Annotated in this window: 19 protein-coding genes; 11 read left to right on the top strand and 8 right to left on the bottom strand. The window is 73.7% G+C overall.

Features of this window, described 5'->3' with window-relative positions:
- Nucleotides 1–75 precede the first annotated feature (75 nt).
- Nucleotides 76–588 carry a DoxX family protein gene (locus ACZ7EC_RS17335; protein WP_471063625.1) on the top strand — a complete coding sequence of 171 codons (513 nt, stop codon included), beginning with the start codon at nucleotides 76–78 and terminating at the stop codon, nucleotides 586–588.
- A 154-nt stretch (nucleotides 589–742) separates the two neighbouring features.
- Here ACZ7EC_RS17335 and ACZ7EC_RS17340 read toward each other — a convergent pair whose 3' ends face one another.
- Both ACZ7EC_RS17340 and ACZ7EC_RS17345 read right to left on the bottom strand, forming a co-directional pair.
- On the bottom strand, nucleotides 743–952 hold the full coding sequence (locus ACZ7EC_RS17340) for a hypothetical protein (RefSeq protein ID WP_471063305.1): 210 nt from the start codon (nucleotides 950–952) through the stop codon (nucleotides 743–745).
- Nucleotides 939–2576, bottom strand: a complete 1638-nt coding sequence (locus tag ACZ7EC_RS17345; RefSeq protein ID WP_471063307.1) for a PspC domain-containing protein — start codon at nucleotides 2574–2576, stop codon at nucleotides 939–941. The genes ACZ7EC_RS17340 and ACZ7EC_RS17345 overlap by 14 nt, the downstream gene beginning before the upstream one ends.
- A 221-nt stretch (nucleotides 2577–2797) precedes the next feature.
- Between ACZ7EC_RS17345 and ACZ7EC_RS17350 the strand changes: the two genes are divergently transcribed.
- Nucleotides 2798–4087, top strand: a complete 1290-nt coding sequence (locus tag ACZ7EC_RS17350) for an ATP-binding protein (protein ID WP_471063309.1) — start codon at nucleotides 2798–2800, stop codon at nucleotides 4085–4087.
- The gene (locus tag ACZ7EC_RS17355; RefSeq protein WP_471063312.1) at nucleotides 4084–4821 is read left to right on the top strand and encodes a LuxR C-terminal-related transcriptional regulator; all 738 of its coding nucleotides are present in this window, start codon (nucleotides 4084–4086) and stop codon (nucleotides 4819–4821) included. The genes ACZ7EC_RS17350 and ACZ7EC_RS17355 overlap by 4 nt, the downstream gene beginning before the upstream one ends.
- Nucleotides 4822–4883: 62 nt before the next feature.
- On the opposite strand, the gene ACZ7EC_RS17360 is transcribed toward ACZ7EC_RS17355, so the two are convergent.
- The gene (locus ACZ7EC_RS17360; RefSeq protein WP_471063627.1) at nucleotides 4884–5960 is read right to left on the bottom strand and encodes a C40 family peptidase; all 1077 of its coding nucleotides are present in this window, start codon (nucleotides 5958–5960) and stop codon (nucleotides 4884–4886) included.
- Nucleotides 5961–6300: 340 nt separating this feature from the next.
- Between ACZ7EC_RS17360 and ACZ7EC_RS17365 the strand changes: the two genes are divergently transcribed.
- Complete coding sequence (locus ACZ7EC_RS17365) at nucleotides 6301–6654, top strand: hypothetical protein (RefSeq protein WP_471063314.1); 354 nt, start codon at nucleotides 6301–6303, stop codon at nucleotides 6652–6654.
- Here the strand turns inward: ACZ7EC_RS17365 and ACZ7EC_RS17370 are convergent.
- Nucleotides 6632–7621 carry an SLAC1 family transporter gene (locus ACZ7EC_RS17370; protein ID WP_471063315.1) on the bottom strand — a complete coding sequence of 330 codons (990 nt, stop codon included), beginning with the start codon at nucleotides 7619–7621 and terminating at the stop codon, nucleotides 6632–6634. The genes ACZ7EC_RS17365 and ACZ7EC_RS17370 overlap by 23 nt on opposite strands.
- A gap of 173 nt (nucleotides 7622–7794) precedes the next feature.
- Between ACZ7EC_RS17370 and pcrA the strand changes: the two genes are divergently transcribed.
- Nucleotides 7795–10299, top strand: coding sequence for a DNA helicase PcrA (gene pcrA / locus ACZ7EC_RS17375; protein WP_471063317.1), 2505 nt, complete (start codon nucleotides 7795–7797; stop codon nucleotides 10297–10299).
- A 59-nt stretch (nucleotides 10300–10358) separates the two neighbouring features.
- Here pcrA and ACZ7EC_RS17380 read toward each other — a convergent pair whose 3' ends face one another.
- Both ACZ7EC_RS17380 and ACZ7EC_RS17385 read right to left on the bottom strand, forming a co-directional pair.
- A complete protein-coding gene (locus ACZ7EC_RS17380) occupies nucleotides 10359–11789 on the bottom strand; it encodes a M23 family metallopeptidase (RefSeq protein WP_471063319.1) in 1431 nt (476 codons plus the stop codon).
- 207 nt (nucleotides 11790–11996) lie between these two features.
- Entirely contained in the window at nucleotides 11997–12851 is an 855-nt protein-coding gene (locus ACZ7EC_RS17385; RefSeq protein ID WP_471063321.1) for an esterase/lipase family protein, read from the bottom strand.
- A 248-nt stretch (nucleotides 12852–13099) separates the two neighbouring features.
- Here ACZ7EC_RS17385 and ACZ7EC_RS17390 point away from each other — a divergent pair, with 248 nt between their 5' ends.
- Nucleotides 13100–13522 (top strand): cobalamin B12-binding domain-containing protein, encoded by a 423-nt coding sequence (locus ACZ7EC_RS17390; RefSeq protein ID WP_471063323.1) that lies wholly within the window; start codon nucleotides 13100–13102, stop codon nucleotides 13520–13522.
- 250 nt (nucleotides 13523–13772) lie between these two features.
- Here ACZ7EC_RS17390 and ACZ7EC_RS17395 read toward each other — a convergent pair whose 3' ends face one another.
- Together ACZ7EC_RS17395 and ACZ7EC_RS17400 are read right to left on the bottom strand one after the other, a co-directional pair.
- Nucleotides 13773–15407: a DUF5691 domain-containing protein gene (locus ACZ7EC_RS17395; RefSeq protein ID WP_471063324.1), complete on the bottom strand. Its 1635-nt coding sequence runs from the start codon at nucleotides 15405–15407 to the stop codon at nucleotides 13773–13775.
- 38 nt (nucleotides 15408–15445) lie between these two features.
- Nucleotides 15446–16783: an SWIM zinc finger family protein gene (locus ACZ7EC_RS17400; RefSeq protein WP_471063326.1), complete on the bottom strand. Its 1338-nt coding sequence runs from the start codon at nucleotides 16781–16783 to the stop codon at nucleotides 15446–15448.
- A 132-nt stretch (nucleotides 16784–16915) separates the two neighbouring features.
- Between ACZ7EC_RS17400 and ACZ7EC_RS17405 the strand changes: the two genes are divergently transcribed.
- The 5 genes from ACZ7EC_RS17405 (at nucleotide 16916) to sucD (ending at nucleotide 24285) form a co-directional block, all read left to right on the top strand.
- Nucleotides 16916–18055 (top strand): ATP-binding protein, encoded by a 1140-nt coding sequence (locus ACZ7EC_RS17405; RefSeq protein WP_471063328.1) that lies wholly within the window; start codon nucleotides 16916–16918, stop codon nucleotides 18053–18055.
- Nucleotides 18052–20505, top strand: a complete 2454-nt coding sequence (locus ACZ7EC_RS17410; protein ID WP_471063330.1) for a DUF5682 family protein — start codon at nucleotides 18052–18054, stop codon at nucleotides 20503–20505. Before ACZ7EC_RS17405 ends, ACZ7EC_RS17410 begins: the two co-directional genes overlap by 4 nt.
- The gene (locus tag ACZ7EC_RS17415) at nucleotides 20502–21680 is read left to right on the top strand and encodes a VWA domain-containing protein (protein WP_471063332.1); all 1179 of its coding nucleotides are present in this window, start codon (nucleotides 20502–20504) and stop codon (nucleotides 21678–21680) included. Before ACZ7EC_RS17410 ends, ACZ7EC_RS17415 begins: the two co-directional genes overlap by 4 nt.
- A 514-nt stretch (nucleotides 21681–22194) precedes the next feature.
- A complete protein-coding gene (gene sucC, locus ACZ7EC_RS17420; protein ID WP_471063333.1) occupies nucleotides 22195–23373 on the top strand; it encodes an ADP-forming succinate--CoA ligase subunit beta in 1179 nt (392 codons plus the stop codon).
- A gap of 27 nt (nucleotides 23374–23400) precedes the next feature.
- The gene (gene sucD / locus ACZ7EC_RS17425) at nucleotides 23401–24285 is read left to right on the top strand and encodes a succinate--CoA ligase subunit alpha (RefSeq protein WP_471063335.1); all 885 of its coding nucleotides are present in this window, start codon (nucleotides 23401–23403) and stop codon (nucleotides 24283–24285) included.
- The last annotated feature ends 116 nt before the right edge of the window (nucleotides 24286–24401 follow it).

Raw genomic sequence — 24401 nt, forward strand, 5'->3', positions numbered from 1 at the left:
CGTATGGTCGGGAGAACGGGCAGGCACAGCAGGGACAGCGGGCGAGAGGCGGCGGGCAGGATGACCGGTATCCGGATGGACACGCGCACCACACGGCTGGACAGCCGCAACGGCTGGCGGGACACCGCCGCCCGCTACGCCCTGCTGCCTCTGCGCGTCTTCCTCGGCGTCACCTTCCTCTACGCGGGCCTGGACAAGCTCACCGACAGCACCTTCATGAAGGCCGCCGGTGCCGGCTCGATCGGCGACACCATGCACGCGGCCCGCGGCACCGCCGCCCTCCCCGCCCTGATCGACCTCGCCCTGAGGAGTCCGGTCGGCTTCGGCTACGCCATCGCCCTCGGCGAAGTCGCCGTCGGCATCGCCACCCTCCTCGGCCTGTTCGGCCGCCTCGCCGCACTGGGCGGCGCGCTGATCTCCCTCAGCCTGTGGCTGACCATGAGCTGGGCGACGACCCCTTACTACTACGGCAACGACCTCGCGTACCTGATGGCCTGGCTCCCCCTGATCCTCGCCGGCGCCCCCTACCTCTCCCTGGACGCCGCCTGGCGCGCGCGGGGCCGACGGCGGACTTTCGGTTATCTGTAGGCGGGTGCGGGTGCGGGTGCGGGTGCGGGTGCGGGTGCGGGTGGAGGCGGGGGCTGGGCGACGCTAAGGGCTGCGCGCGCTGGTGGTGGGGGCGGCGTTGGGCGGTCGGCGGCCTCCAGCGCGCCCAGCTCCGCCCCCCGCCCTCCAGCCCCGCCTAGCTCCGCTCGGTCCCGTCCCGGCCGCGTATCGCCCGGTTGAGTGCCGCCGTGACGCCGGCCAGGCACAGGCCGCCCACCACCAGCGGGACGATCGCGAACCACGGTGTCCCCCACAGGCCGCCCGCGTCCCCCGCGTACACCACCCCGGTCGCGGCGAGGAACAGCCCGGCGACCAGCTTTCCTGGCCGGAACTCATGGCGCAGCACGGTCCACCTCCACTTCTCCGGCCCCGACCTGGAGGGTGAGGTCCAGGGTGCCGCTGTCCTTTCCGCCCCTGGCCGGTGCCAGGGTCACTTCCCGGTGCCGTCGCGGCAGCACGTCCACGTCCTTTCCGTGTTCTCCCGGCAGCTTGATGTCGCCCACACCCACCTCGATGTCCATCCGCACGGTCGCGTCGGCCGGCACGATCACCTTCAGCCGGCCCGCCCCGATGTGCGCGTCCGTGGCGACGGTCCGCCCCTTGGCCGGGTGTATCCGGGTCAGGTCGAGGCTGCCCTGCCCCGTCCCCAGTTCGTACGCCGGACGGACCTGCGCCGCGGCGCCGGGTATCCAGGACGTCTCCCGCCAGTGCGTGGTGATGTCGCGGGGCATCGCCGCCGCCCCGCCGAGCAGGGCTGCCGTGACGATCGCCAGGAACACCGTGCCCGCGCCGGTGCGGCCCAGGAACGAGCTGACGGCGATGCCCAGGCCGAAGACGGCCAGCGCACAGGCGAGCCCGGTCTGGAGGCTGGTGCCCAGTGCCTCGGTGCGCCAGGTCAGCCCGGAGCCCAGGCCGCCCGCCAGCAGCGCCAGCAGGAACACCGGGCCGCCTATCCAGCGCGGTCCGCGCGGCTTGGGGGGCGCGGGGTTTGCAGGCCGCGATGCGGCTCCAGGGTGGGTCCAGGGGGTGGCGAGGCGGACGTCGACGACCGAGAGCAGGTCATTTTCCCGGACCCGCGCGTCGCCGGGGCCCCACAGATAGCCGGTGCCGCCGACATGCGTGCCGTCCTTGACGATCGGGTCCCGCCACCAGGAGGGATAGCTGATGGCGACCGGCGGTGCCTGTGCCTCCGGCGGTGCGTCGGCGGCGGCCTGCGCGGCCAACGGGTCGGGGCCGGGGGCGCCACGGCGCCGCGACCAGTACCCGGCCCCGGCGAGCATCAGCGAGAGCACCGCGGCGAAGGTCAGCGCCCCGCCGTTTCTCAGCATGGTCAGAAACGTCCCGCAGCCGACCAGGGCGAACAGCACCGCGGCCAGGGCCTGGCCGTCGACCCGGCCGGTCAGCAGCTTGCGCAGCTCGTTCTCCTCCTCGTCCTCGTACGGCACCAGCAGCCATACGAAGCCGTAGAAGATGAGACCGATGCCGCCGGTCGCGGACAGGACGGCCAGGGTGATGCGGAATATCACCGGGTCCATGTCGGCCTGCCGGCCGAGTCCCGCGCACACGCCCGCGATCATCTTGTGCCGTCGCCCGCGCCGGAACCGGTCAGGGGCGGTCTCGGCCGGGCCGGGCTGCCGCGCGGACTCCTGCGGCTGTCCCTCCCTCTGCCCCGGTCCCTCCCCGCGCCCCAGGTCCTGCCTCTCTTCCTGCCCCCGCTCCTGTCCCCGTTCCTGAGCGCCGGCGCGGGTGCGGGGGTCCGCGTCCGCGCTGCCGACCCCCTCCGCGCCGACTGCCCTCTCCGCCTTCTCTGTGCCGTGCGCGCCTGTGCTGTGCGCGCGAGGGGCGGCGCCGCCGGCGGCCGCGCCCGTCCCTTCCGTCGCGGCGGGCGCGGCATCCGTCGGCCCGGTGCCCGAGGCCGGGCGGGGGCCGCCGGGTCCCGGACCCGTCGCGGCATGCTCGTGATCCGTCATGAGTCCATGGTGACGGCCGGTGCGGCGCGGCGGCAGTCGGGACAACCCTGGGCGAACCCTGAAATCGGCCCTGACGCGGACCGGGGAAGCGTTCGGGCGGTGCGCACCGGCCGCAGCCCGTGCGGGAACGAGGCCCCCGACCCGGCCTCGGGGAAGATCAGGGACGTCTCGGGGACCGACCCTGATGCCCCGCCCCGGCCGGGCGTGTGACCATCGATGCCATGCCGGAAGCCGCAAGCCTGCCACTCGACGACCCGCGGCCGCCGCGCAAGCTCTACCGCAGCGGCGACGGACGCTGGCTCGGTGGAGTGGCGCGGGGTCTCGCCGGGCATCTCGGGCTGCCCGTCATCTGGGTCCGGCTCGCGTTCGTCGGCCTGTTCATGGCCAACGGCCTGGGCGCGCTGCTGTACGCGGCGTTCTGGTTCTTCGTCCCGCTCGGTGTCGGTGGCGTCGGTGAACAGAAGACGTCCCCGATCACCGCCGAGACCGCGCCCGGCGGCCGCAGACGACTCGTGGCCCGCAAGCCGGACCGGGGCCAGATGGTCGCGCTGCTCCTCATGGTCATCGTGTCCATGGTCTTCGTGAGCAGCGTCAATCCGACCGGCGCGGCCAAGGCGTATCTGGTGCCCGCCGTGCTCGTCGCGGCCGGTGTCGCCCTCGTCTGGCGCCAGGCGGACAACGCCCGCCGGGCCCGCTGGGTCGAGGTCGGCCGGCACCGCCGCACCCTGACGCTGGTGCGCGCGGCCGCCGGTGTCCTGCTGGTCACGGCCGGCGTCTCGGCGATCTTCGTCCTCCAGGGCTCGGCCGCCCACCTCGGCGCCGTCCTCCAGGCCGCGCTCGCCGTCCTCGTCGGGATCACCCTGCTCGCCGGCCCGTATCTGGTCCGGATGACCCAGGACCTCTCCGAGGAGCGGCTGATGCGCATCCGCGCCCAGGAGCGGGCCGAGGTCGCCGCGCATGTCCATGACTCCGTGCTGCACACCCTCACCCTGATCCAGCGCAACGCGGACAACGCGGGCGAGGTCCGCCGCCTCGCCCGCGCCCAGGAGCGCGACCTGCGCACCTGGCTCTACAAGCCGGAGGGCACCGGCAAGGACGAGGCGGACGAACCGGACACGGTCGCCGAGGCGGTGCGGCGCAACGCGGCCGAGGTCGAGGACAAGCACGGGGTGCCCATCGAGGTGGTCGTCGTCGGCGACTGCCCGTTGGACGACCGGACCGCCGCGCAGATGCAAGCCGCGCGCGAGGCGATGGTGAACGCCGCCAAGTACGGTGGCGACGGCGGCGCCGTGCAGGTCTACGCCGAGGTCGAGTGCAAGACGGTGTTCGTCTCCGTGCGCGACCGCGGTCCGGGCTTCGACATCGACTCGATACCCGCCGACCGCATGGGCGTCAGAGAATCGATCATCGGACGCATGGAGCGCAACGGCGGCACGGCCCGGCTGCGGGCGGTGCCGGGGGGCGGCACGGAGGTCGAGCTGGAGATGGAAAGGGCGGAGAAGACGGCATGAGCGACGCGACCGAGACGAACGGTACGGCGGAGGCGGCCGCGATCGGCGGGCTCGCCGACGGCGGGGCGGGCGGGCGGCACGTACGGGTGGTGCTGGTGGACGACCACCGGATGTTCCGCACCGGCGTCCAGGCGGAGATCGGCCGGACCGCGACGACCGGTGTCGAGGTGGTGGGCGAGGCCGCGGACGTCGACCAGGCGGTCACCGTCATCACCGCGACCCGGCCCGAGGTGGTCCTCCTCGACGTCCATCTGCCGGGCGGCGGCGGGGTCGAGGTGCTGCGCCGGTGCGCGGCGCTGATGGCCGACGCCGAGCAGCCGGTGCGCTTCCTCGCGCTGTCCGTGTCGGACGCGGCGGAGGATGTGATCGGGGTGATCCGCGGCGGTGCCCGCGGCTATGTCACCAAGACCATCACCGGCACCGACCTGGTGGACTCGATCTTCCGGGTGCAGGAAGGCGACGCGGTCTTCTCCCCGCGGCTGGCCGGCTTCGTGCTGGACGCCTTCGCCTCCACCGACGCCCCGCCGGTGGACGAGGACCTGGACCGCCTCACCCAGCGCGAGCGCGAGGTGCTGCGGCTGATCGCCCGCGGCTACGCCTACAAGGAGATCGCCAAGCAGCTGTTCATCTCGGTGAAGACGGTCGAGTCCCATGTCTCGGCGGTCCTGCGCAAGCTCCAGCTGTCCAACCGCCACGAGCTGACCCGCTGGGCGACGGCGCGGCGCCTGGTCTGACCCCGGCGGAGCGGACCCACGTAGAGGCCGGGGCCACCCGCACACCCGCCTCGCCCGGTCCCTCACACCACCCGTGTCGCCCCCGCGAACGGCATCTCGTCGATCGGGGCCACGCGGACCGGTGCCGAGGGGTTGGGGGCGTGGATCATGCGGCCGTCGCCGATGTAGAGGCCGACGTGGCTGATGCCGGAGTAGAAGAACACCAGGTCGCCGGGGCGCAGTTCGGAGCGGGAGACGCGTCGGCCCGCGTCGATCTGGGCGTAGGTGGTGCGGGGGAGGGACACCCCGGCGGAGCGGTAGGCGGCCTGGACGAGGCCCGAGCAGTCGAAGGCGTGGGGGCCGGTCGCGCCCCACACATAGGGGCTGCCGAGTTTGGCGAAGGCGTAGGCGACGGCCGCGGCGGCGCGGGAGTCGGGGGCCGCGACGCCCCCGGCCCGTGCCGACGCCTGCCGGGTGTCCTCGGCCGTCCCGGACGCGTCGCCCGGAGTGGTGCCGCCGGTGCCTTCCGCGCCGGCCGCCTGGACGCGTTGCGACGGGGTCAGCTCGGCCAGCAGCCGTCGGGCCTCGGCCAGTTTGCCGGTGACGGTCTTCTTCTGCCGCCGCAGCTCCGCCTGATGGGATTTCAGGGACTTCAGCTCGACGCGGGCGGCGCCGCGCAGCCGCTCGATCTCCTGGAGCTGCCGGCGTACCCGGTAGACGGCGGCGGTCTGCCGGTCACCGGCGCGTTCGGCGAGGGCGGCGTCGTCCAGGTAGCGGTCCGGGTCGCCGGAGAGGGCGAGTTGCCAGGCGGGGGCGATGTCCCCGGAGCGGTACTGCGCGGCGGCGAAGGTGCCGAGTGCGTCGCGGGCGGAGTCGAGCTTCTGCGTCTCGCGGGCGGCCTCGTCGCGCAGCGCGTTCAGCCGGCGCTCGCCCGCGTCGGCCTGCTCCTTGGCGCCGTCGTACTTCTGCGTGGCGGTCTCGGCCTCCCGGTACAGGGTGTCCACCTCGGTCCTCACCTGCGTGGGCGTCAGCCGGGGCTCGGCCTGTCCGGTGCCGTCGAAGCCCGTCGCGGTGGCCGCCCCCGCCATGGCGAGGATGGCCGCCGTCCGGGCCGTTTGACCCCTGAACGGGTGCTGCCGTGGCCTGCGGTGCGCTGCCACCTGTGCCGTCACGTCCTTTCATGCGACTGATACGACCGGTGTGGTCGTCGCGTGGGATGCGCACCCGGCGGTGGGGGCCGGGTGCCTGGGGGAGGACGCTAGGCCGGACAGTGACGAGTTGGTAACGCACTGTGCGGAACTGATCCGGATGGGGCGGCATGTGTCCGTACACGACCGGGGCGGGAGGTTCGAAGCGTCGCCTTCGCGCGGTGTGGTGATCAAAGAGCGATAAGTGACGAAAGGGGGAGTAGTGAGGTGCTATGGGGGTGCGTTCACGCCGGATGCGCGGGACCGGGGGCGGTGACGGGAGGCCGCGGTGCGCTGGCTAGGCTCCCGCTCCATGGACGTACTCATCCATCTCTTCGTCGGCCTGCACATCATCGGCATCGCCGCGCTGCTCGGCGGTTTCCTCACCCAGATGAAGGCGATGGGCCAGGGCACGGCGCGGTTCGTGCCCGGAATGCTGCACGGCGCGCTGACCATGCTGGTCACCGGTGTGGCCCTGGTCGGGCTGAACCAGGCACAGGGCGCCCACATCAACACCGTCAAGATCGGCATCAAGCTGGCGCTGCTGATCGTGATCCTCGGCCTGGTCTACGTCAAGCGCGACGAGGAGCGGATCGACAAGGCGCAGTTCGGGCTGGTCGGCGCGCTGACCGCGACGAACATCTTCATCGCGGTGCTCTGGACCTGACCTCGCCGGACCCGGCGCGGGCCGTGCGCACCGCGTCGGCGACCGTGCCGGCGGCCACCCACAGCCACCCCGCCACCGCCACCCAGACCAGCACACGCCCCGGCCCCCTGAGCCAGGGGACCCCCGCGGCGGTGGCGACGGACAGCGTTGCCGCGGACATCATGCCGAGCGGGAAGACCGTCGCCCACCGGCGCTGGTCGTAGCGGAGCCGGGGCCGGGCCGCCTCGGCGGCCAGCAGCACCACGCAGGCCGTCAGGGACAGGGCGAGCAGCAGGACCGTCGTCGTGCGCAGGGTGTCGCGGTCGTCGTCGTTCCACAGATACGCCCCGCTCGCGTCCCCGGCGGTGAGCAGCCCCGCCCCGGCCAGCGCCGAGATGGCGAGCGCCCCGCCCGCGATCCAGTGGTCTCCGGGCCCCTCCAGCACCTGCCGCCCGTCGAAGCGGGGCAGCGCGAGGGCGTAGAGCGCCAGGCCCAGCCAGAACAGCACCAGGGCGGTGTGCGCGAGCCACGCCGTGCGCTCGGCCGCCGCGAGCGCCGCGACCGTCACGACGAGCCCCTGGGTGGCCACGCAGCACAGGAACACCGCGCCCGGCATGCGCGAGTCCCAGTGCCGTACGACGACCGGCAGCAGCACCGCCCAGAGCACCGCCGCGAGGGCCAGCAGCGCCTCGGCCAGGAGGTGTCTGCCCAGGATCGCCAGCCGGGAGGCCAGGACGGCGGTCGCGGCGGCGGCCGTGAGCGCCGCGGGGCTCCGCGCCTCGGCCGACCAGCGTCTCCGGTCCAGGACCAGCCGGCGCCCGAAACCGATGCCCAGGAGCACCCAGACGGCGCCCGCCAGGGCCAGCGCCGCCAGGGAGGGTGCCTCGGCGCCGGCCAGGTGCAGCCCCGTCGACACGATGGCGGTCGCCATCGCGGCGGCGCCGGTGGCCGGCGACTGGCCCGCCCACCAGCTGCGCAGACCGGACATGCGCCCGATGCTAGGCAGGCTCGCGAGCCGGGCGCCGCGGGCACGCGCGCGGGGGCGCAAAAGCACCCGTACGGGACGGATCCGGGGACGGCGTCCGTGATTCCCCCGGCTTTACCCTCGGGTTCCGGGGAGCGGGACCGGTTGTCGGTGGGGCGCCCTAGACTCGGAAGGCGATGAGCAGCCTCTTTGACGACAGCTTCCTGGCGGATCTCCAGGCCCCGCGTGGGCACGAGGAGGAACTCCCGCCACCGCCCGAGGACGATCCCGCTCCGGAACCGGTTCCGGAGGATCTGTTCGGCGGGAAGTTCGACGTGCCGCCGGACCGGGACACCCACTACCGCGACGGCGCTCCGCGCCCCCCGATCGACGCGGCGGCCCTGCTGGAGGGGCTGAACGACAACCAGCGCGCCGCGGTCGTGCACGCCGGCTCCCCGCTGCTCATCGTGGCCGGCGCCGGCTCCGGCAAGACCCGTGTGCTCACCCACCGCATCGCCCACCTGCTCGCCGAGCGGAATGTGCATCCGGGCCAGATCCTCGCGATCACCTTCACCAACAAGGCCGCGGGCGAGATGAAGGAGCGCGTCGAACAGCTCGTCGGCCCGCGCGCGAACGCGATGTGGGTGATGACCTTCCACAGCGCGTGCGTGCGCATCCTGCGCCGGGAGAGCAAGAGGCTCGGCTTCACGTCGTCGTTCTCGATCTACGACGCCGCCGACAGCAAGCGCCTGATGGCCCTGGTCTGCCGCGACCTGGACCTCGACCCCAAGCGGTTCCCGCCCAAGTCCTTCAGCGCCAAGATCAGCAACCTGAAGAACGAGCTGATCGACGAGGAGGACTTCGCCGCCCGGGCCGCCGACGGTTTCGAGAAGACCCTCGCCCAGGCGTACGCGCTCTACCAGTCGCGGCTGCGCGAGGCCAACGCGCTCGACTTCGACGACCTGATCATGACGACGGTCAACCTGCTGCGCGCCTTCCCGGACGTCGCCGAGCACTACCGCCGCCGCTTCCGGCACGTCCTGGTGGACGAGTACCAGGACACCAACCACGCCCAGTACGCGCTGGTCCGCGAGCTGGTCGGCACCGGCGAGCACGACACGGACGTACCGCCCGGCGAGCACGACCTGCCGCCCGCCGAGCTGTGCGTCGTCGGTGACGCGGACCAGTCGATCTACGCCTTCCGCGGCGCGACCATCCGCAACATCCTCCAGTTCGAGGAGGACTACCCGAACGCGACGACGATCCTGCTGGAGCAGAACTACCGCTCCACGCAGACCATCCTGTCCGCCGCCAACGCGGTCATCGAGCGCAACGAGTCCCGCCGCCCGAAGAACCTGTGGACCAACGCCGGCCAGGGCGCGCGGATCACCGGCTACGTCGCCGACACCGAGCACGACGAGGCCCAGTTCGTCGCCGACGAGATAGACCGCCTCACGGACGCGGGCGAGGCGCGCGCCGGTGACGTCGCCGTCTTCTACCGGACCAACGCCCAGTCCCGCGTCTTCGAAGAGGTCTTCATCCGCGTCGGCCTGCCGTACAAGGTCGTCGGCGGCGTCCGTTTCTACGAGCGCAAGGAAGTCCGGGACGTCCTCGCCTACCTGCGTGTCCTCGCCAACCCCGAGGACACGGTGCCGCTGCGCCGCATCCTCAACGTGCCCAAGCGGGGCATCGGCGAGCGCGCCGAGGCGATGATCGACGCCCTCGCCCAGCGCGAGAAGATCAGCTTCCCGCAGGCGCTCAAGCGGGTGGACGAGGCGTACGGCATGGCCGCGCGCTCCACCAACGCGGTCAAGCGCTTCAACACGCTGATGGAGGACCTGCGCACCATCGTGGAGTCCGGCGCCGGACCGGCCACGGTCCTGGAGGCCATACTCGAACGCACCGGCTACCTGGCCGAGTTGCAGAACTCCACCGACCCGCAGGACGAGACCCGTATCGAGAACCTCCAGGAACTCGCCGCCGTCGCCCTGGAGTTCGAGCAGGAGCGCGGCGAGGGCGAAGCGGCCCCGGACGCCCCCGCCACGGGGGCCACGCTGGCCGACTTCCTGGAGCAGGTCGCCCTGGTCGCCGACTCCGACCAGATCCCCGACGAGGAGGACGGCGACGGCGTCATCACCCTGATGACCCTGCACACCGCCAAGGGCCTGGAGTTCCCGGTCGTCTTCCTGACCGGCATGGAGGACGGCGTCTTCCCGCACATGCGCGCCCTCGGGCAGGTCAAGGAGCTGGAGGAGGAGCGGCGCCTGGCGTACGTGGGCATCACCCGCGCGCGCGAGCGGCTGTACCTCACGCGGGCCGCGATGCGCAGCGCCTGGGGGCAGCCGTCGTACAACCCGCCCTCCCGCTTCCTGGAGGAGATCCCCGCCACCCATGTGGACTGGAAGCGCACGGGGGCGACGGCGCCGGTGTCCTCCGGGCCCGCGTCCGGGATCGCGGCCTCGCTGTCCTCGTCCCGTTCGCGCTCCTCGGCCTCCGGCGCGTCCGGCTTCGCCACGCGGCGCACCGCGGAGAAGCCGGTGGTCGGGCTGTCCGTCGGGGACCGGGTCACCCACGACCAGTTCGGGCTCGGCACGGTCGTCGGGGTCAAGGGCACGGGTGCCAACGCGGAGGCGACGATCGACTTCGGCGACACCAAGCCGAAGCGGCTGCTGCTGCGGTACGCGCCGGTGGAGAAGCTGTAGGCGGGCAGGAAAAGGGGCCCGCGCCGACCGGCCGGGCCCCGTTCCTCCGGTAGCTCTGTCTACGTGGGGTCGAGCCCGTGGCTGCGCAGCCAGGGCAGCGGGTCGACCGCCGCCCCGCCGCCGGGCCGCACCTCGAAGTGCAGGTGCGGGCCGGTGGAGTTGCCGGAGTTGCCGGAGTCGGCGATCGGCTGGCCGGCCTTGACGGTCGTACCGGGCGCGACGACGTAGCGGGAGAGGTGGCAGTACCAGGTCTGCGTGCCGTCCTTCGCGGTCAGGATCAGCATGTTGCCGTAGGCGCTGTTCCACTTGGTGGCGACGGTGCCGTCGGTCGCCGCCATTACCGTGGTGCCGTAGGCGACGGGGAAGTCGATGCCGGTGTGCACGGACATCCAGTTGACGCCCGCCTGGCCGAAGTAGGCGCTGAGCCCCTTCTGGAGGACCGGCAGCACGAACTTGGGCCGCAGCCGTTCCTTCAGCGCGGCCGCCGCGGCCGCCTTCTTCTTCTCCTGCTCCTGCTGCTGCTTGAGGTCGATCCGCTCCTGGGTGCGGCTCGCCCGGTCGGCGAAGTCGTCGGCGCCGGCCGACAGCCCCCGGAGCTGGGTGTCCAGCTTGCTGTTGGCGATCGACGGCTGGACCGCGTGCGCGTCCGAGGCGGAGGCGGTGGTGTCGGTGGAGCCGCCGTCATGCAGGGCGCCGACGGAGGCCGCGGCGATCCCGGCGACCCCCATCACACAGGCCGAGGGAACGGCGACGGTCAGCAGCGCCGAGCGCTTCGCGGGCGTACGACGCCGGGAACGCGCCCCGGCCCGCGCTCCCGCACGCCCACCCGAGGGGGCCGGAGCCGGAGCGGACTCCTGCTGCTCCTCCAGCAGTTGCGGTACGGCGGCGAGTTCACCGGTCCCGTCCAGGTCCCCGAACCCCTCGAAGGCCGCGGTCTCCTGCTGGTCGAACGGCACGGCGTCCTGCTCGGGGCCCGTCACCGCGGCCGGGCCGGCGGAATTCCACTGGGTGGCGTCGTACGCGCCCGTGTCGAAGGTCTGGGTGCCCCACTCCCACTGCTGAGTGGCGTCGGCGGGGCCGGACGGGTCGGCGTGCTGCCAGGCGCCGGTGTCCCACTGGCCGCTCACCTCGTTGCCGGTGGCCTGCGCGGGGAAGGTCCAGGCGGTGCCGTCATAGGCGCCGGTGTCGTAACCGGCCTGATGCTGATGGGCGTAGACGCCGTAGGCGGGGGTGTGGCCGGTGTCGGTGTGCCATGGGCCGGTGGCATATTCACCCGTGGTCTGCGTGTCGCCGGGGAGGTGGCCGTAGAGCGGGTCCGGGTCGAAACCCCCGGCGGGACCGCTGGTGAAACCGGTGGCGTCGTGGCCGCCGTACGTGGTGAAGTCGTCGTAGGGGACTTCCGGAGTGCCGTACGACGCCGGGGGCGCCGCGGAGGCGTCGGAAGCCGGGGCCGGGGTGGTCAGGGTCCCCGACGGGTGACGGTCGTTCACCAACTTCTCTTTCGCCTCGACAACAGGGGCTGCCAGAGCAGTGCGGCGACTGTACCCGGCGGTCTGCTGGCGCGACAATCTTCGACCGGTCCCGCGCGGGCCGGAAACGGGCATTCGGCCTTGTTTCGGGGGTACCCGACGTGAGTTTGGCTTTCTGTTCGATGTGTGTTCGATGTCAGTCGGCTGTGTGCCGTCCCCGCACGCCCCTCATGCCACGGTCAGCCCGTTCGCGGGCCGCTCCCCGGCGTCGGTGAAGTCCAGCGCCTCGCGTATCCCGGCCGCCACGGCGGGGTGTACCGGCAGCGCGAGATGGCCGATGCCGGTCACCCGGATGTTGCGCGCGTCGAGGTCGGGGTGGTCCAGGCAGGCCGTCTCCAGCGGGTCCATCAGCGGGTCCAAGTCGCTCCAGAAGCTGACGAACCGGGTACGGCAGCCGGGCGCGGGCCGGCCCAACTCCTCGATCACCTGCGAACCCGGCCGCATCTGGCGCACGATGGGATGGGCGTCGGCCAGCGGCGCGACACGGGTGCCGGAGTGCGGGGTGCCGAGCGTGACCAGTGTGCGGACCCGCAGGTCACCGCCCAGGCACTGCACGTAGTAGCGGGCGATCAGACCGCCCAGGCTGTGTCCCACGATGTCCACCCGGTCGCTGCCGGTGCGCTCGCAGATCTCCTCCACATGCCGCCCGAACAGCTCGGCGGCGGCGCGGATGTCGCAGGTCAGCGGCGAGTAGTTGAGCGATTCCACGCGCTGTCCGCCGTGCTGGGCCAGGCTGCGGCGCAGCAGCACGAAGACCGAGCGGTTGTCGATGAAGCCGTGCAGCAGCACGACCGGGGGGCTGGGGCGGACGGGCAGCCGGGCGGCGCCGCCGGCCACGGGCGCGGGGGCGCAGCGCTCCTGGAACAGGCCGGTCGGATACAGCAGGACGTGTCCCGCCAGGATCGCGGCGTCCAGAGCGGTCGCCTTCAGCAGCGTCACCGACAGCCCGGCCAGCCTGCCGGGCCACAGGCGGCGGCAGTACGAGTACGGGGAGATGAGTGGCACTACTCCGGTGACCTTCATGGCCGACCTCCCGTCGGCACACCCGAGGACGGCTCCATCCCCCGTGTGCCTGTATGTCCCACTCAAAGAATTCCCCGTCGTCGCGCACCGTAAAACAGCCGGGCGCGGGATGCTGGAGACAACATCCGTTCATCCCGCGACGGGTGGCGGGGCGTGCCGTGGGTGCGGTACTTGTCGGAGGGCGGCGGCGAGCGTCTCCGCCGGCCGCGTGAGGTGGCGCGGGACGTGGTCGTGCGAGGGAGGCAGTGATGGGTGTGGCAGCCGGTCCGATCCGGGTGGTGGTGGCCAAGCCGGGCCTCGACGGCCATGACCGTGGGGCCAAGGTCATCGCGCGCGCCCTGCGGGACGCCGGGATGGAGGTCGTCTACACCGGGTTGCACCAGACGCCCGAGCAGATCGTCGACACCGCGATCCAGGAGGACGCCGACGCGATCGGCCTGTCCATCCTCTCCGGCGCGCACAACACCCTGTTCGCCGCGGTCATCGACCTGCTCGCGGAGCGCGACGCCGAGGACATCCTCGTCTTCGGCGGCGGCATCATCCCGGAAGAGGACATCCCGCCGCTGAAGGAGAAGGGCGTCGCGGAGATCTTCACTCCGGGGGCGACGACCGCGTCGATCGTGGAGTGGGTCAGGGAGAACGCGCGCCAGCCGGCGGCGTCGGGAGGCTGAGGCGACGTGGGGTGATGCCCGCGTGGGGTTCCGGGGGCGACGCGGCCGTGGGGTGATGCGGGCGGCGCGAGGCGGCGCGGCGCGCTGGTCCGCCGGGGTGTCGGGCGGGGCGGCGGCCCCGGAGCGCCGGTGGCGCGCGGTGCCCGCTGTCGCCGCGTGGCCGTGCCCGCGGTGCCGGCATCCGGTTCAGCCGGGTGCCATGCCCCACCCCCTGTCCCGCCTCATCCCCTCCCGTCCGCCGGTGTCGTCGTCACCCCGCGTCGGCCGCCCCCGCCGGTGTCAGCTCGTCGGCCATCGCCGCCCGCAGCCGCAGTGTGGTGACGAGCCGCTGGAACGCCTCCGACCAGTAGCCGCCGGCGCCCGGCGCGGTGTCCTCGTGTTCGTCGGGTATCGCCAGCAGGGACTGCAAGCGGGCGGCCTCGGCCGGGTCCAGGCAGCGTTCCGCGAGGCCCATCACGCCGCTGAAGCTCCAGGGATAACTCCCGGCGTCCCGCGCGATGTTGAGGGCGTCCACGACGGCCCGGCCCAGCGGCGCGGACCAGGGAACCGCGCACACCCCGAGCAGCTGGAACGCCTCCGACAGGCCGTGCGTCGCGATGAACCCGGCGACCCACTCGGCGCGTTCCGCCGGCTCCAGCGTGGCCAGCAGCTTGGCCCGCTCCGCCAGGGACACCGCGCCCGGCCCGCCCGCCTCCGGCGCCGACGGGGCACCGAGGAGCGCCCGCGACCACCGCGCGTCCCGCTGCCGCACCGCCGCCCGGCACCAGGCCGCGTGCAGCTCGCCCTGCCAGCCGTCCGCCACCGGCAGCGCCACGATCTCCCGCGCGTCGCGCCCGCCGAGCCGGTCCGGCCATATGCCGAGCGGCGCGGACTCCACCAACTGCCCCAGCCACCAGGACCGTTCGCCACGCCCGACGGGCGGGCCGGCCACCACGCCGTCGTGCTCCATGCCGGAGTCGCACTCGTGCGGCGCCTCCACCACGATCACCGGACCGTCTCCCGAACGGTCCAGGGCCACACACGCCAGCGCCCGTACGGCCATCCGTCCGGCCAGGGCCGAACCCGGCAGCGCGGACAGCAGCTCCGCCGCCGTGGCCCGGACGTTGCGGCTGCGGTCGCCCAGCGCCTGCTCCAGGAACGGCTCGTCCGCCGCGGACAGGCCCGAGCGCAGTGAGTCCAGGAACATCAGCCGGTCCTCCGCCCGCTCCGTCGCCCAGGTCCCGGCCAGCACCTCGCGGGCCCGCTCGGGCATACGGGCCCGCAGCGCGCCCAGCAGGGCCACCCGCTCGGCGAACAGGCCCTCCTCCCACAGCCGTCGTACCGCCTCCGCGTCCCCCGGATCCGGGAGCGCCGCACCGCCGCCGGGGGCCGAGCGCAGGGCGAACCGCCAGTCCGGGTTGAACCGGGCCAGCCACAGCGCCCGCGGCCCCGCGAAGGCCAGCGCCGCCGGACGCAGGTCCGTACGTCCCCGAGCGGCGTCCAGCAGCGCGGGGAGCGCCTGCGCGGGGGCCGCGTACCCGTGCGCGTTGGCCGCCGCGAGCCACTGCGGGAGCAGCTCCATCAGGTCCGGGGAGCCGCCCCGCCGCCCGCCGCCGGCGCCGCCGGAGCGGTCGGCGAGCAGCGACGCCAGCCGGCCGGCCGCGGCCGGTGGCAGGGCCGGGCGGGGGTCCTCGGGCGCCCGCTTCGGCCGCTGCCCGGCCGGTGCGGTCCGCAGCCCGGCCCGCCGCCGTACGGTCGCCTCGGCGGCCGCGTCCAGCAGGGTGACGGGGGCGGACCGGCCGGGCGCGAGCCGCGCGGGCGGGCGCCGGTCGGTGCCGAGGAGGGCGGTGGTGACCAGGTCCTCCCAGTCGTCCACGGCGCCCGGTCGGGCTGCGGTGCCGTTCATCGCGTGGTCATCCCTTCGGGTGGAGTGGGGCGGGCGGGTCAGCACAGCGGCACCGCCTCCCCGCCGCCCTCCGGCCAGGCCGTGAGCGGCGTGAAACCCCGGTGGCCGCACTCGCCGAAGACCGTCACCGGGGCGCCGCCGGACAGGGCGAGCAGGCGCCACAGGCCGGGACGGGAGCGGGCGGAGCGGGACAGGGGCAGCGCCGAGTCCGCGTCGGCGTCGGCCAGTTGCCACTGTTCGCCGTCCGGGACCGGCACGACCCGCTCCAGGACCGCCGGGACCGACTCCAGCCAGGGGTCCTCGCGCAGGGCGGTGCCGTACCGGGCCACCGCCTCGGCGGTGCCGACCCCCCGGAGGCGCACACCCGCCGGAGCGGGCGCGGCGAACCGCTCGCCCAGCGCGGCCCGCGGCTGACCGGCACCCGGATACGCGGACAGCGCGGCGTCCACGGCGAGACCCACCGGCAGGGACAGCTCCGGGGCCCGGCCGCCCGCGCCGTAGGACAGCAGCAGCCGGGTGCGGTGCGACGCGGTGCCGTACAGCCATATCCGCCGGGTCGTCAGTTTCGCGTCCGCCGTGTCGTACTGGGCGAGGACCAGCCAGCGGTCGCGCTCGGGCGGGCCGTCCGCCGGGGCGGGCAGGCCGAGCCGGGAGCGGACGGTGGCCGCGAGGGGCTCCGGCAGCCGGTCGCGGCGCAGCCAGCCCTGGTCGAGCAGGTGCACCAGCGCGCACTCCTCCAGCAACCGGGCCGGCCAGCCCGCGCCGGACCCCGGTATCGCTCCCAACTCGCGTACGCGCGCGGCCAGTCCGGGTGCCTGGGCGTCGACCATGCGGGCCGCGGTCTCCTCCCACAGTCCGTATCCCGCCTGCTCGGCCGTGGCGAGGCCGCCGCGCAGCAGATCGGCGAGGCGCTGCTCCAGCTCGGTCGCGCCCGCGGTGACCCGCTCGGCCCGGCGCTCCGCGCGGCGCCGGGCCGCCTCCGGATCGCCGGCCGCGCCGCCACCACCCTCCGGCCGCTTGTCCCGCGGGCGCTCGCGCCGGCCCGCGAGCCACTGCCCGGCCCAGTCCGGCGGATCGGCGCACACCGGCACCGAGCCGTCGCCGCCCGCCCACAGCAGAAGCAGCCCGAGCGCGTGCTTGCACGGGAACTTACGGCTCGGACAACTGCACTTGTACGCGGGCCCGTCGAGATCGACCACCGTCTGGTACGGCCTGCTGCCGCTGCCCTTGCACAGCCCCCACACCGATTCCTTCCCGCTCCCCGCCCCGGACCACGGACCGGCCGTGCCGAGCCTGCTTCCGGCCTTGCGTGACGCGGCGTCAGGCGCCAGTGCCAGCACCTGGTCCGCGGTCCAGCGCACCCCCTGCTCAGTCATGTCTCCGACGGTAGGTCCCGCCACTGACAATCGGCCCTGCGCGGGCGTTTGCGCTGGTCAGAGCGATTGTCAGTGGGGTGGTTCATCGTTGGTGGCAGATCCGAACCGGCCGAGCTGGAGGGGGCCTCAGCCATGTCAGCCAACCTTGCGTCCACGCCTTCGACGTCCGCGGCACCGCACGCGGGCGAGAACACGGCGGCCCTGCGGCCGCACGCCGAGCAGGCGTTCGCGGACGAACTCGCCGCGCTGGCCGCGCAGGACGACCGGCCGCGCCCGGCCCGCTGGAGACTGTCGCCGTGGGCGGTGGCCACCTACCTGCTCGGCGGCACCCTGCCGGACGGCACGGTGATCTCGCCGAAGTACGTGGGGCCGCGCCGGATCGTCGAGGTCGCCGTCACCACGCTCGCCACCGACCGCGCCCTGCTGCTGCTCGGCGTGCCCGGCACCGCCAAGACCTGGGTGTCGGAGCATCTGGCCGCCGCCGTCAGCGGCGACTCGACCCTGCTGGTCCAGGGCACCGCCGGCACCCCCGAGGAGGCCATCCGCTACGGCTGGAACTACGCGCGCCTGCTCGCCCACGGCCCGAGCCGCGACGCCCTCGTGCCCAGCCCGGTCATGCGCGCCATGGCCGAGGGCATGACCGCCCGCGTCGAGGAGCTGACCCGCATCCCGGCCGATGTGCAGGACACCCTCATCACCATCCTGTCCGAGAAGACCCTGCCCATCCCGGAGCTGGGCGAAGAGGTCCAGGCGGTACGCGGCTTCAACCTCATCGCCACCGCCAACGACCGCGACCGCGGGGTCAACGACCTCTCCAGCGCGCTGCGCCGCCGCTTCAACACCGTCGTGCTGCCGCTGCCGGAGAGCGCGGAGGCCGAGGTGGACATCGTCACGCGCCGCGTCGAACAGATCGGCCGCTCCCTCGACCTGCCGGCCGCGCCCGACGGGACGGCGGAGATCCGCCGCGTCGTGACGGTCTTCCGCGAACTGCGCGACGGCCTGACCGACGACGGCCGTACGAAGGTGAAGTCGCCCAGCGGCACCCTCTCCACGGCCGAGGCGATCTCCGTCGTGACCAACGGCCTGGCGCTCGCCGCCCACTTCGGCGACGGCGTGCTGCGCCCGGCGGACGTGGCCGCCGGCATTCTCGGCGCGGTCGTCCGCGATCCGGCGGCCGACCGGGTGGTCTGGCAGGAGTACCTGGAGACGGTCGTGCGCGAGCGCGAGGGCTGGACGGACTTCTACCGGGCGTGCCGGGAGGTGAGCGCATGACCGGCGCCGGTCCGCTGCTGCTGGGGGTGCGGCACCACGGGCCCGGTTCCGCCCGCGCGGTGCGGGCCGCCCTGGACGCCGCCCGGCCCGCCACCGTCCTGATCGAGGGGCCGCCCGAGGCCGACGCGCTGATCCCGCTGGCCGCCGACCCGGATCTGCGGCCACCGGTCGCCCTGCTCGCCCACGCCGTGGACGAGCCCGGCCGCTCCGCGTTCTGGCCGTTCGCCGCGTTCAGCCCGGAGTGGGTGGCCCTGCGCTGGGCCCTGGAGCACGGCGTACCGGCCGGCTTCATCGACCTGCCCGCCGCCCACACCCTCGCCCGGGACACCGGGCTCCCGCCCCGAGAAGGGGAGGAGAGCGAGGTCGCCGAGGACGAGCGGCTGCGGATCGACCCGCTCGCCGCGCTCGCCGGGGCCGCCGGGTACGACGATCCCGAGCGCTGGTGGGAGGACGCCGTGGAACACCGGGGGGCGGGGGAGCGGGACCCCTTCGCCCCGTTCGAGGCGCTGGCCGAGGCCATGGGTGCGCTGCGCGAGCGGTACGGCGCGGGCGGGCACCCCCGCGACCTGGTGCGCGAGGCGCAGATGCGGCTGCGGCTGCGCGCCGCGCGCAAGGAGTTCGGGGACGCGGTGGCCGTGGTGTGCGGGGCCTGGCATGTGCCCGCGCTGCGCGAGAAGACGACCGTCACCGCCGACCGGGCGCTGCTGAAGGGGCTGCCCAAGGTCAAGGCCGACCTGACCTGGGTGCCCTGGACACACCGCAGGCTGGCCCGGTCGAGCGGCTACGGCGCGGGCATCGACTCGCCCGGCTGGTACGGCCATCTCTTCCACGCCCCCGACCGGCCGGTGGAACGGTGGCTGACCAAGGTGGCGGGGCTGCTGCGGGCGGAGGACCGGATCGTGTCCTCGGCGCATGTCATCGAGGCCGTACGGCTCGCCGGCACTCTCGCGGCCCTGCGCGGGCGCCCGCTGCCCGGCCTGGGCGAGACCACCGACGCGGTGCGCGCGGTGATGTGCGACGGCTCGGACGTGCCGCTGGCGCTGGTGCACGACCGGCTGGTGGTCGGGGACGCCCTGGGGGAGGTGCCGGAGTCGGCGCCCGCCGTGCCGTTGCAGCGGGACCTGGCGCGGCGGCAGCGCGCGCTGCGGCTCAAGCCGGAGGCGCTGGAGCGCGAGCTGGAGCTGGATCTGCGCGGGGACACGGACGCGGGCCGCAGCAGACTGCTGCACCGGCTGCGGCTGCTCGGCGTCGACTGGGGGCAGCCGGGCCCCTCGCGGGGGAGCACGGGCACGTTCCGGGAGACCTGGCGGCTGCGCTGGGAGCCGGAGCTGTCGGTGCGGGTCGCGGAGGCGGGCGTATGGGGGACGACCGTGGCCGCGGCGGCGCGGGCCAGGGCGGAGGCCGACGCGGCCGCCGCGGCCGCCCTCGCGGACGTCACGGCACTCGCCGAACGGTGCCTGCTCGCCGGTCTGTCCGACGCCCTGCCCGCGGTCATGCGGGCGCTCGCCGACCGCGCGGCCCTGGACACGGACGTCGGCCACCTCGCCCAGGCCCTGCCCGCCCTGGTCCGCTCCCTGCGCTACGGCGACGTGCGCGGCACCGACACCCGCGCCCTGGCCGGCGTCGCCGCCGGCCTCGCCGAACGCGTCTTCGTCGGCCTGCCCCCGGCCTGCACCTCCCTGGACACCGACGCGGCGGAGCGGATGCGGGGCCGTGTGGACGCGGTGCATACGGCGGTGGGGCTGCTGGGGGAGGCACTCGGCGGTGAGCCGGACGCGGCCGATGCGGGCGCCGGGTCGGGGAGCGGCACCGGTGGAGCCGGGGCGACCGGTTGGGACGGCGCCGGCCCCGGCGCCGGTGACGGCGCGGCGGAGTCCTCGGCGCCCGGCACCGGTGACGGCGTCCGGGGGCTCGGCGGGCTGCGGCGGCGGTGGCGGGGGGTGCTGCGCGGTCTCGCCGGGCGGGACACCGTCGCCGGGGTGGTCCGGGGGCGGGCGGCGCGGCTGCTGCTGGACGAGGGGGAGCTGGGGGCCGACGAGGCGGCGCGGCTGATGGGGCTCGCGCTGTCACCGGGGACGCCGCCCGGTGACGCGGCCGCCTGGATCGAGGGCTTCGTCGGCGGCGGGGGCGGCATGCTGCTGGTGCACGACGAGCGGCTGCTCGGCCTGGTCGACAGCTGGCTGACCGGCGTGCCGGCGGAGGCGTTCACCGACGTACTGCCGCTGCTGCGGCGCACTTTCGCGGCATACGAGCCGGGGGTGCGCAGAACCCTCGGCGAACTGGTGCGGCGCGGACCCGGAGAGCGGACCGGTCCGGCGGCCCACGGGCCCGGCGCACCCGGTTTCGCCGCCGAGCCCGACACCGGGCGCGCCGACGCCGTGCTCCCCGTGCTGCGGCTGCTGCTCGGGACGGCCACCGACGACAAGAGCCTCACGGGGGTGGGCGCATGACGACCGAGACGGTACCGACGCGATGCGAGGACCCGGCACGCGAGCGGCTGCGGCGCTGGCGGCTCGTGCTCGGCGGGGAGCAGGCCGACGGCACCGGATGCGCGCTGTCCGGGCGGGACGCGGGGATGGACGGGGCGCTGGCCGCGCTCTACGGCAAGGGGGACAAGCCGCAGCCGGGCCGGGAGCGCGCGGCCGGACTCGGGGCCTCGGCGCCGTCCGTGGCGCGCTGGCTCGGGGACATCCGCACCTACTTCCCCTCCTCCGTCGTCCAGGTCATGCAGCGCGACGCCATCGACCGGCTCGGACTGTCCGCCCTGCTCCTCGAACCGGAGATGCTGGAGGCGGTGGAGGCCGACGTGCACCTGGTCGGCACGCTGCTCTCGCTCCACAAGGCGATGCCGGAGACCACGAAGGAGACGGCGCGGGCGGTCGTGCGCAAGGTGGTGGACGACCTGGAGAAGCGGCTCGCCACCCGCACCCGCGCCACCCTGACCGGCGCCCTGGACCGCAGCGCGCGCGTCAGCCGGCCGCGCCACCACGACATCGACTGGAACCGCACCATCGCGGCCAACCTCAAGCACTACCTGCCCGAGTACCGCACGGTCGTACCGGAGCGGCTCATCGGCTACGGGCGGGCCGCGCAGTCGGTGAAGAAGGAGGTGATCCTCTGCATCGACCAGTCCGGCTCGATGGCGGCGTCCGTCGTCTACGCGTCCGTCTTCGGCGCGGTCCTCGCCTCCATGCGGTCGATCAGCACCCGCCTGGTCGTCTTCGACACGGCGGTGGTCGACCTCACCGACCAGCTGGACGACCCGGTGGACGTCCTCTTCGGCACCCAGCTCGGCGGCGGCACGGACATCAACCGGGCGCTCGCCTACTGCCAGGACCGCATCGCCCGGCCCGCCGAGACCGTCGTCGTGCTGATCAGCGACCTGTACGAAGGCGGCATACGGGACGAGATGCTCAAGCGGGTGGCGGCCATGAAGGCGTCCGGGGTGCAGTTCGTGACACTGCTCGCGCTGTCGGACGAGGGCGCGCCGGCCTACGACCGGCAGCACGCGGCCGCGCTCGGCGCGCTCGGCGCCCCGGCCTTCGCCTGCACCCCCGACCTGTTCCCCGAGGTGATGGCGGCGGCGCTGGAGAAGCGGCCCCTGCCGATACCGGAGACGGCGTAAGGGAGGGGCGGAACCGGGAACCCGTGCGGCGTAGGCGGCGTCGGAGGGGGCACCGGGCAGCCGGCACCTCCGGCCACCGCCCGGACCCCTCGCTCCGCGGGGCAGTCGCACCCGGTCGGCCGAACGCCATCGGTCCGGCGGGGGCGCGCCCCGCGGCTGGGGCGGGTGGTCCCCATTGGGGTGGGGACCACCCGCTGCGACCCCGGCGCCATCGGGGCCGACCGGAGGCCTCGCCGGGTCGGCCCCAGCCCGGTGAGGCCTCGTACCCACCGGTAGGACGAGGAGGGCGCGGCACCGCGTGCCAGAGAACCCGGCATCATGTGACAGGTATCACCGCTCGCGTGTGACCCTCGATTTAGGGAGCCCCCGCAAGCGGCGATAACCTGCGAGACGGACATGCCGCGCGCTCGGACACCGTGTGCGCCCCCCTAGTGACAAGCGGACGTCACGTTGCCCTTCGCGGCACGCCCACGCATCCAACGAACCGCGAGATCACTGATAGGGACGGAAGCGCGTGGACCTGTTCGAGTACCAGGCGAGGGACCTCTTCGCCAAGCACGATGTACCGGTGCTGGCCGGTGAAGTCATCGACACGCCTGAGGCGGCGCGCGAGATCACCGAGCGTCTGGGCGGCAAGTCCGTCGTCAAGGCGCAGGTGAAGGTCGGTGGTCGTGGCAAGGCCGGCGGCGTCAAGCTGGCCGCCACCCCGGACGAGGCCGTCGCCCGCGCGACGGACATCCTCGGCATGGACATCAAGGGCCACACGGTCCACAAGGTGATGATCGCCGAGACCGCTCCGGAGATCGTGGAGGAGTACTACGTCTCCTTCCTCCTCGACCGTGCGAACCGCACCTTCCTCTCCATCGCGTCCGTCGAGGGCGGCATGGAGATCGAGGAGGTGGCGGCCTCCCGCCCCGAGGCCGTCGCCAAGACGCCGATCGACGCGATCGACGGTGTGACCCCCGAGAAGGCCCGCGAGATCGTCGCGGCCGCCAAGTTCCCGGCCGAGGTCGCCGACAAGGTCGCCGACGTCCTGGTCAGGCTGTGGGACACCTTCATCAAGGAGGACGCCCTCCTGGTCGAGGTCAACCCGCTGGCCAAGGTCGCCTCCGGCGACGTCATCGCCCTGGACGGCAAGGTCTCCCTGGACGACAACGCCGAGTTCCGTCACCCGGACTTCGAGGCGCTGCACGACAAGGCCGCGGCCAACCCGCTGGAGGCCGCCGCCAAGGAGAAGAACCTCAACTACGTCAAGCTCGACGGCGAGGTCGGCATCATCGGCAACGGCGCGGGTCTCGTCATGAGCACCCTGGACGTCGTCGCGTACGCCGGTGAGAACCACGGTGGCGTGAAGCCCGCCAACTTCCTGGACATCGGTGGCGGCGCCTCCGCCCAGGTGATGGCGAACGGCCTGGAGATCATCCTGGGCGACCCGGACGTCAAGTCCGTCTTCGTGAACGTCTTCGGCGGCATCACCGCCTGCGACGAGGTCGCCAACGGCATCGTGCAGGCCCTGAAGCTTCTGGAGGACCGCGGCGAGAAGGTCGAGAAGCCGCTCGTCGTCCGCCTCGACGGCAACAACGCCGAGCTGGGCCGGAAGATCCTCACGGACGCCAACCACCCGCTGGTGCAGCGCGTCGACACCATGGACGGCGCGGCCGCGAAGGCCGCCGAGCTGGCCGCCGCCAAGTAAGCACGAGGACGAGGACACCGACACACCATGGCTATCTGGCTCAACAAGGACAGCAAGGTCATCGTCCAGGGCATGACCGGCGCCACCGGCATGAAGCACACCAAGCTCATGCTCGGTGACGGCACGAACGTCGTGGGCGGCGTGAACCCGCGCAAGGCGGGTCAGACCGTGGACTTCGACGGCACCGAGGTACCCGTCTTCGGCACCGTCAAGGAGGCCATCGAGAAGACCGGCGCCGACGTCTCCGTCATCTTCGTGCCGGAGAAGTTCACGAAGGACGCGGTCGTCGAGGCCATCGACGCCGAGATCCCGCTGGCCGTCGTGATCACCGAGGGCATCGCCGTGCACGACACGGCGGCGTTCTGGGCGTACGCCGGCAAGAAGGGCAACAAGACCCGGATCATCGGCCCGAACTGCCCCGGCATCATCACGCCGGGTCAGTCGAACGTCGGCATCATTCCGGGCGACATCACCAAGCCGGGCCGCATCGGCCTGGTCTCGAAGTCCGGCACGCTGACGTACCAGATGATGTACGAGCTGCGGGACATCGGCTTCTCGACCGCCGTCGGCATCGGTGGCGACCCGATCATCGGCACCACGCACATCGACGCGCTCGCGGCCTTCCAGGAGGACCCCGAGACCGAGCTCATCGTGATGATCGGTGAGATCGGTGGCGACGCTGAGGAGCGTGCCGCCGCGTTCATCAAGGAGAACGTGACGAAGCCGGTCGTCGGTTACGTCGCGGGCTTCACCGCGCCGGAGGGCAAGACCATGGGTCACGCCGGTGCGATCGTCTCCGGCTCCTCCGGGACCGCGCAGGCGAAGAAGGAGGCCCTGGAGGCGGCGGGCGTCAAGGTCGGCAAGACCCCGACCGAGACGGCGAAGCTCGCCCGCGAGATCCTGGGCGCGTGAACCCCCGGCAGAGCCGTGCCCTCCGATGAGCGTGCGCCTCTGACCTGAACGCCGGTAGGCCCGTCCCGTTTCGCCGGGGCGGGCCTACCGGCGTTTGCGCTCGCCACCCTGGTGGC

The sequence above is a fragment of the Streptomyces sp. NPDC037203 genome (assembly GCF_055605065.1).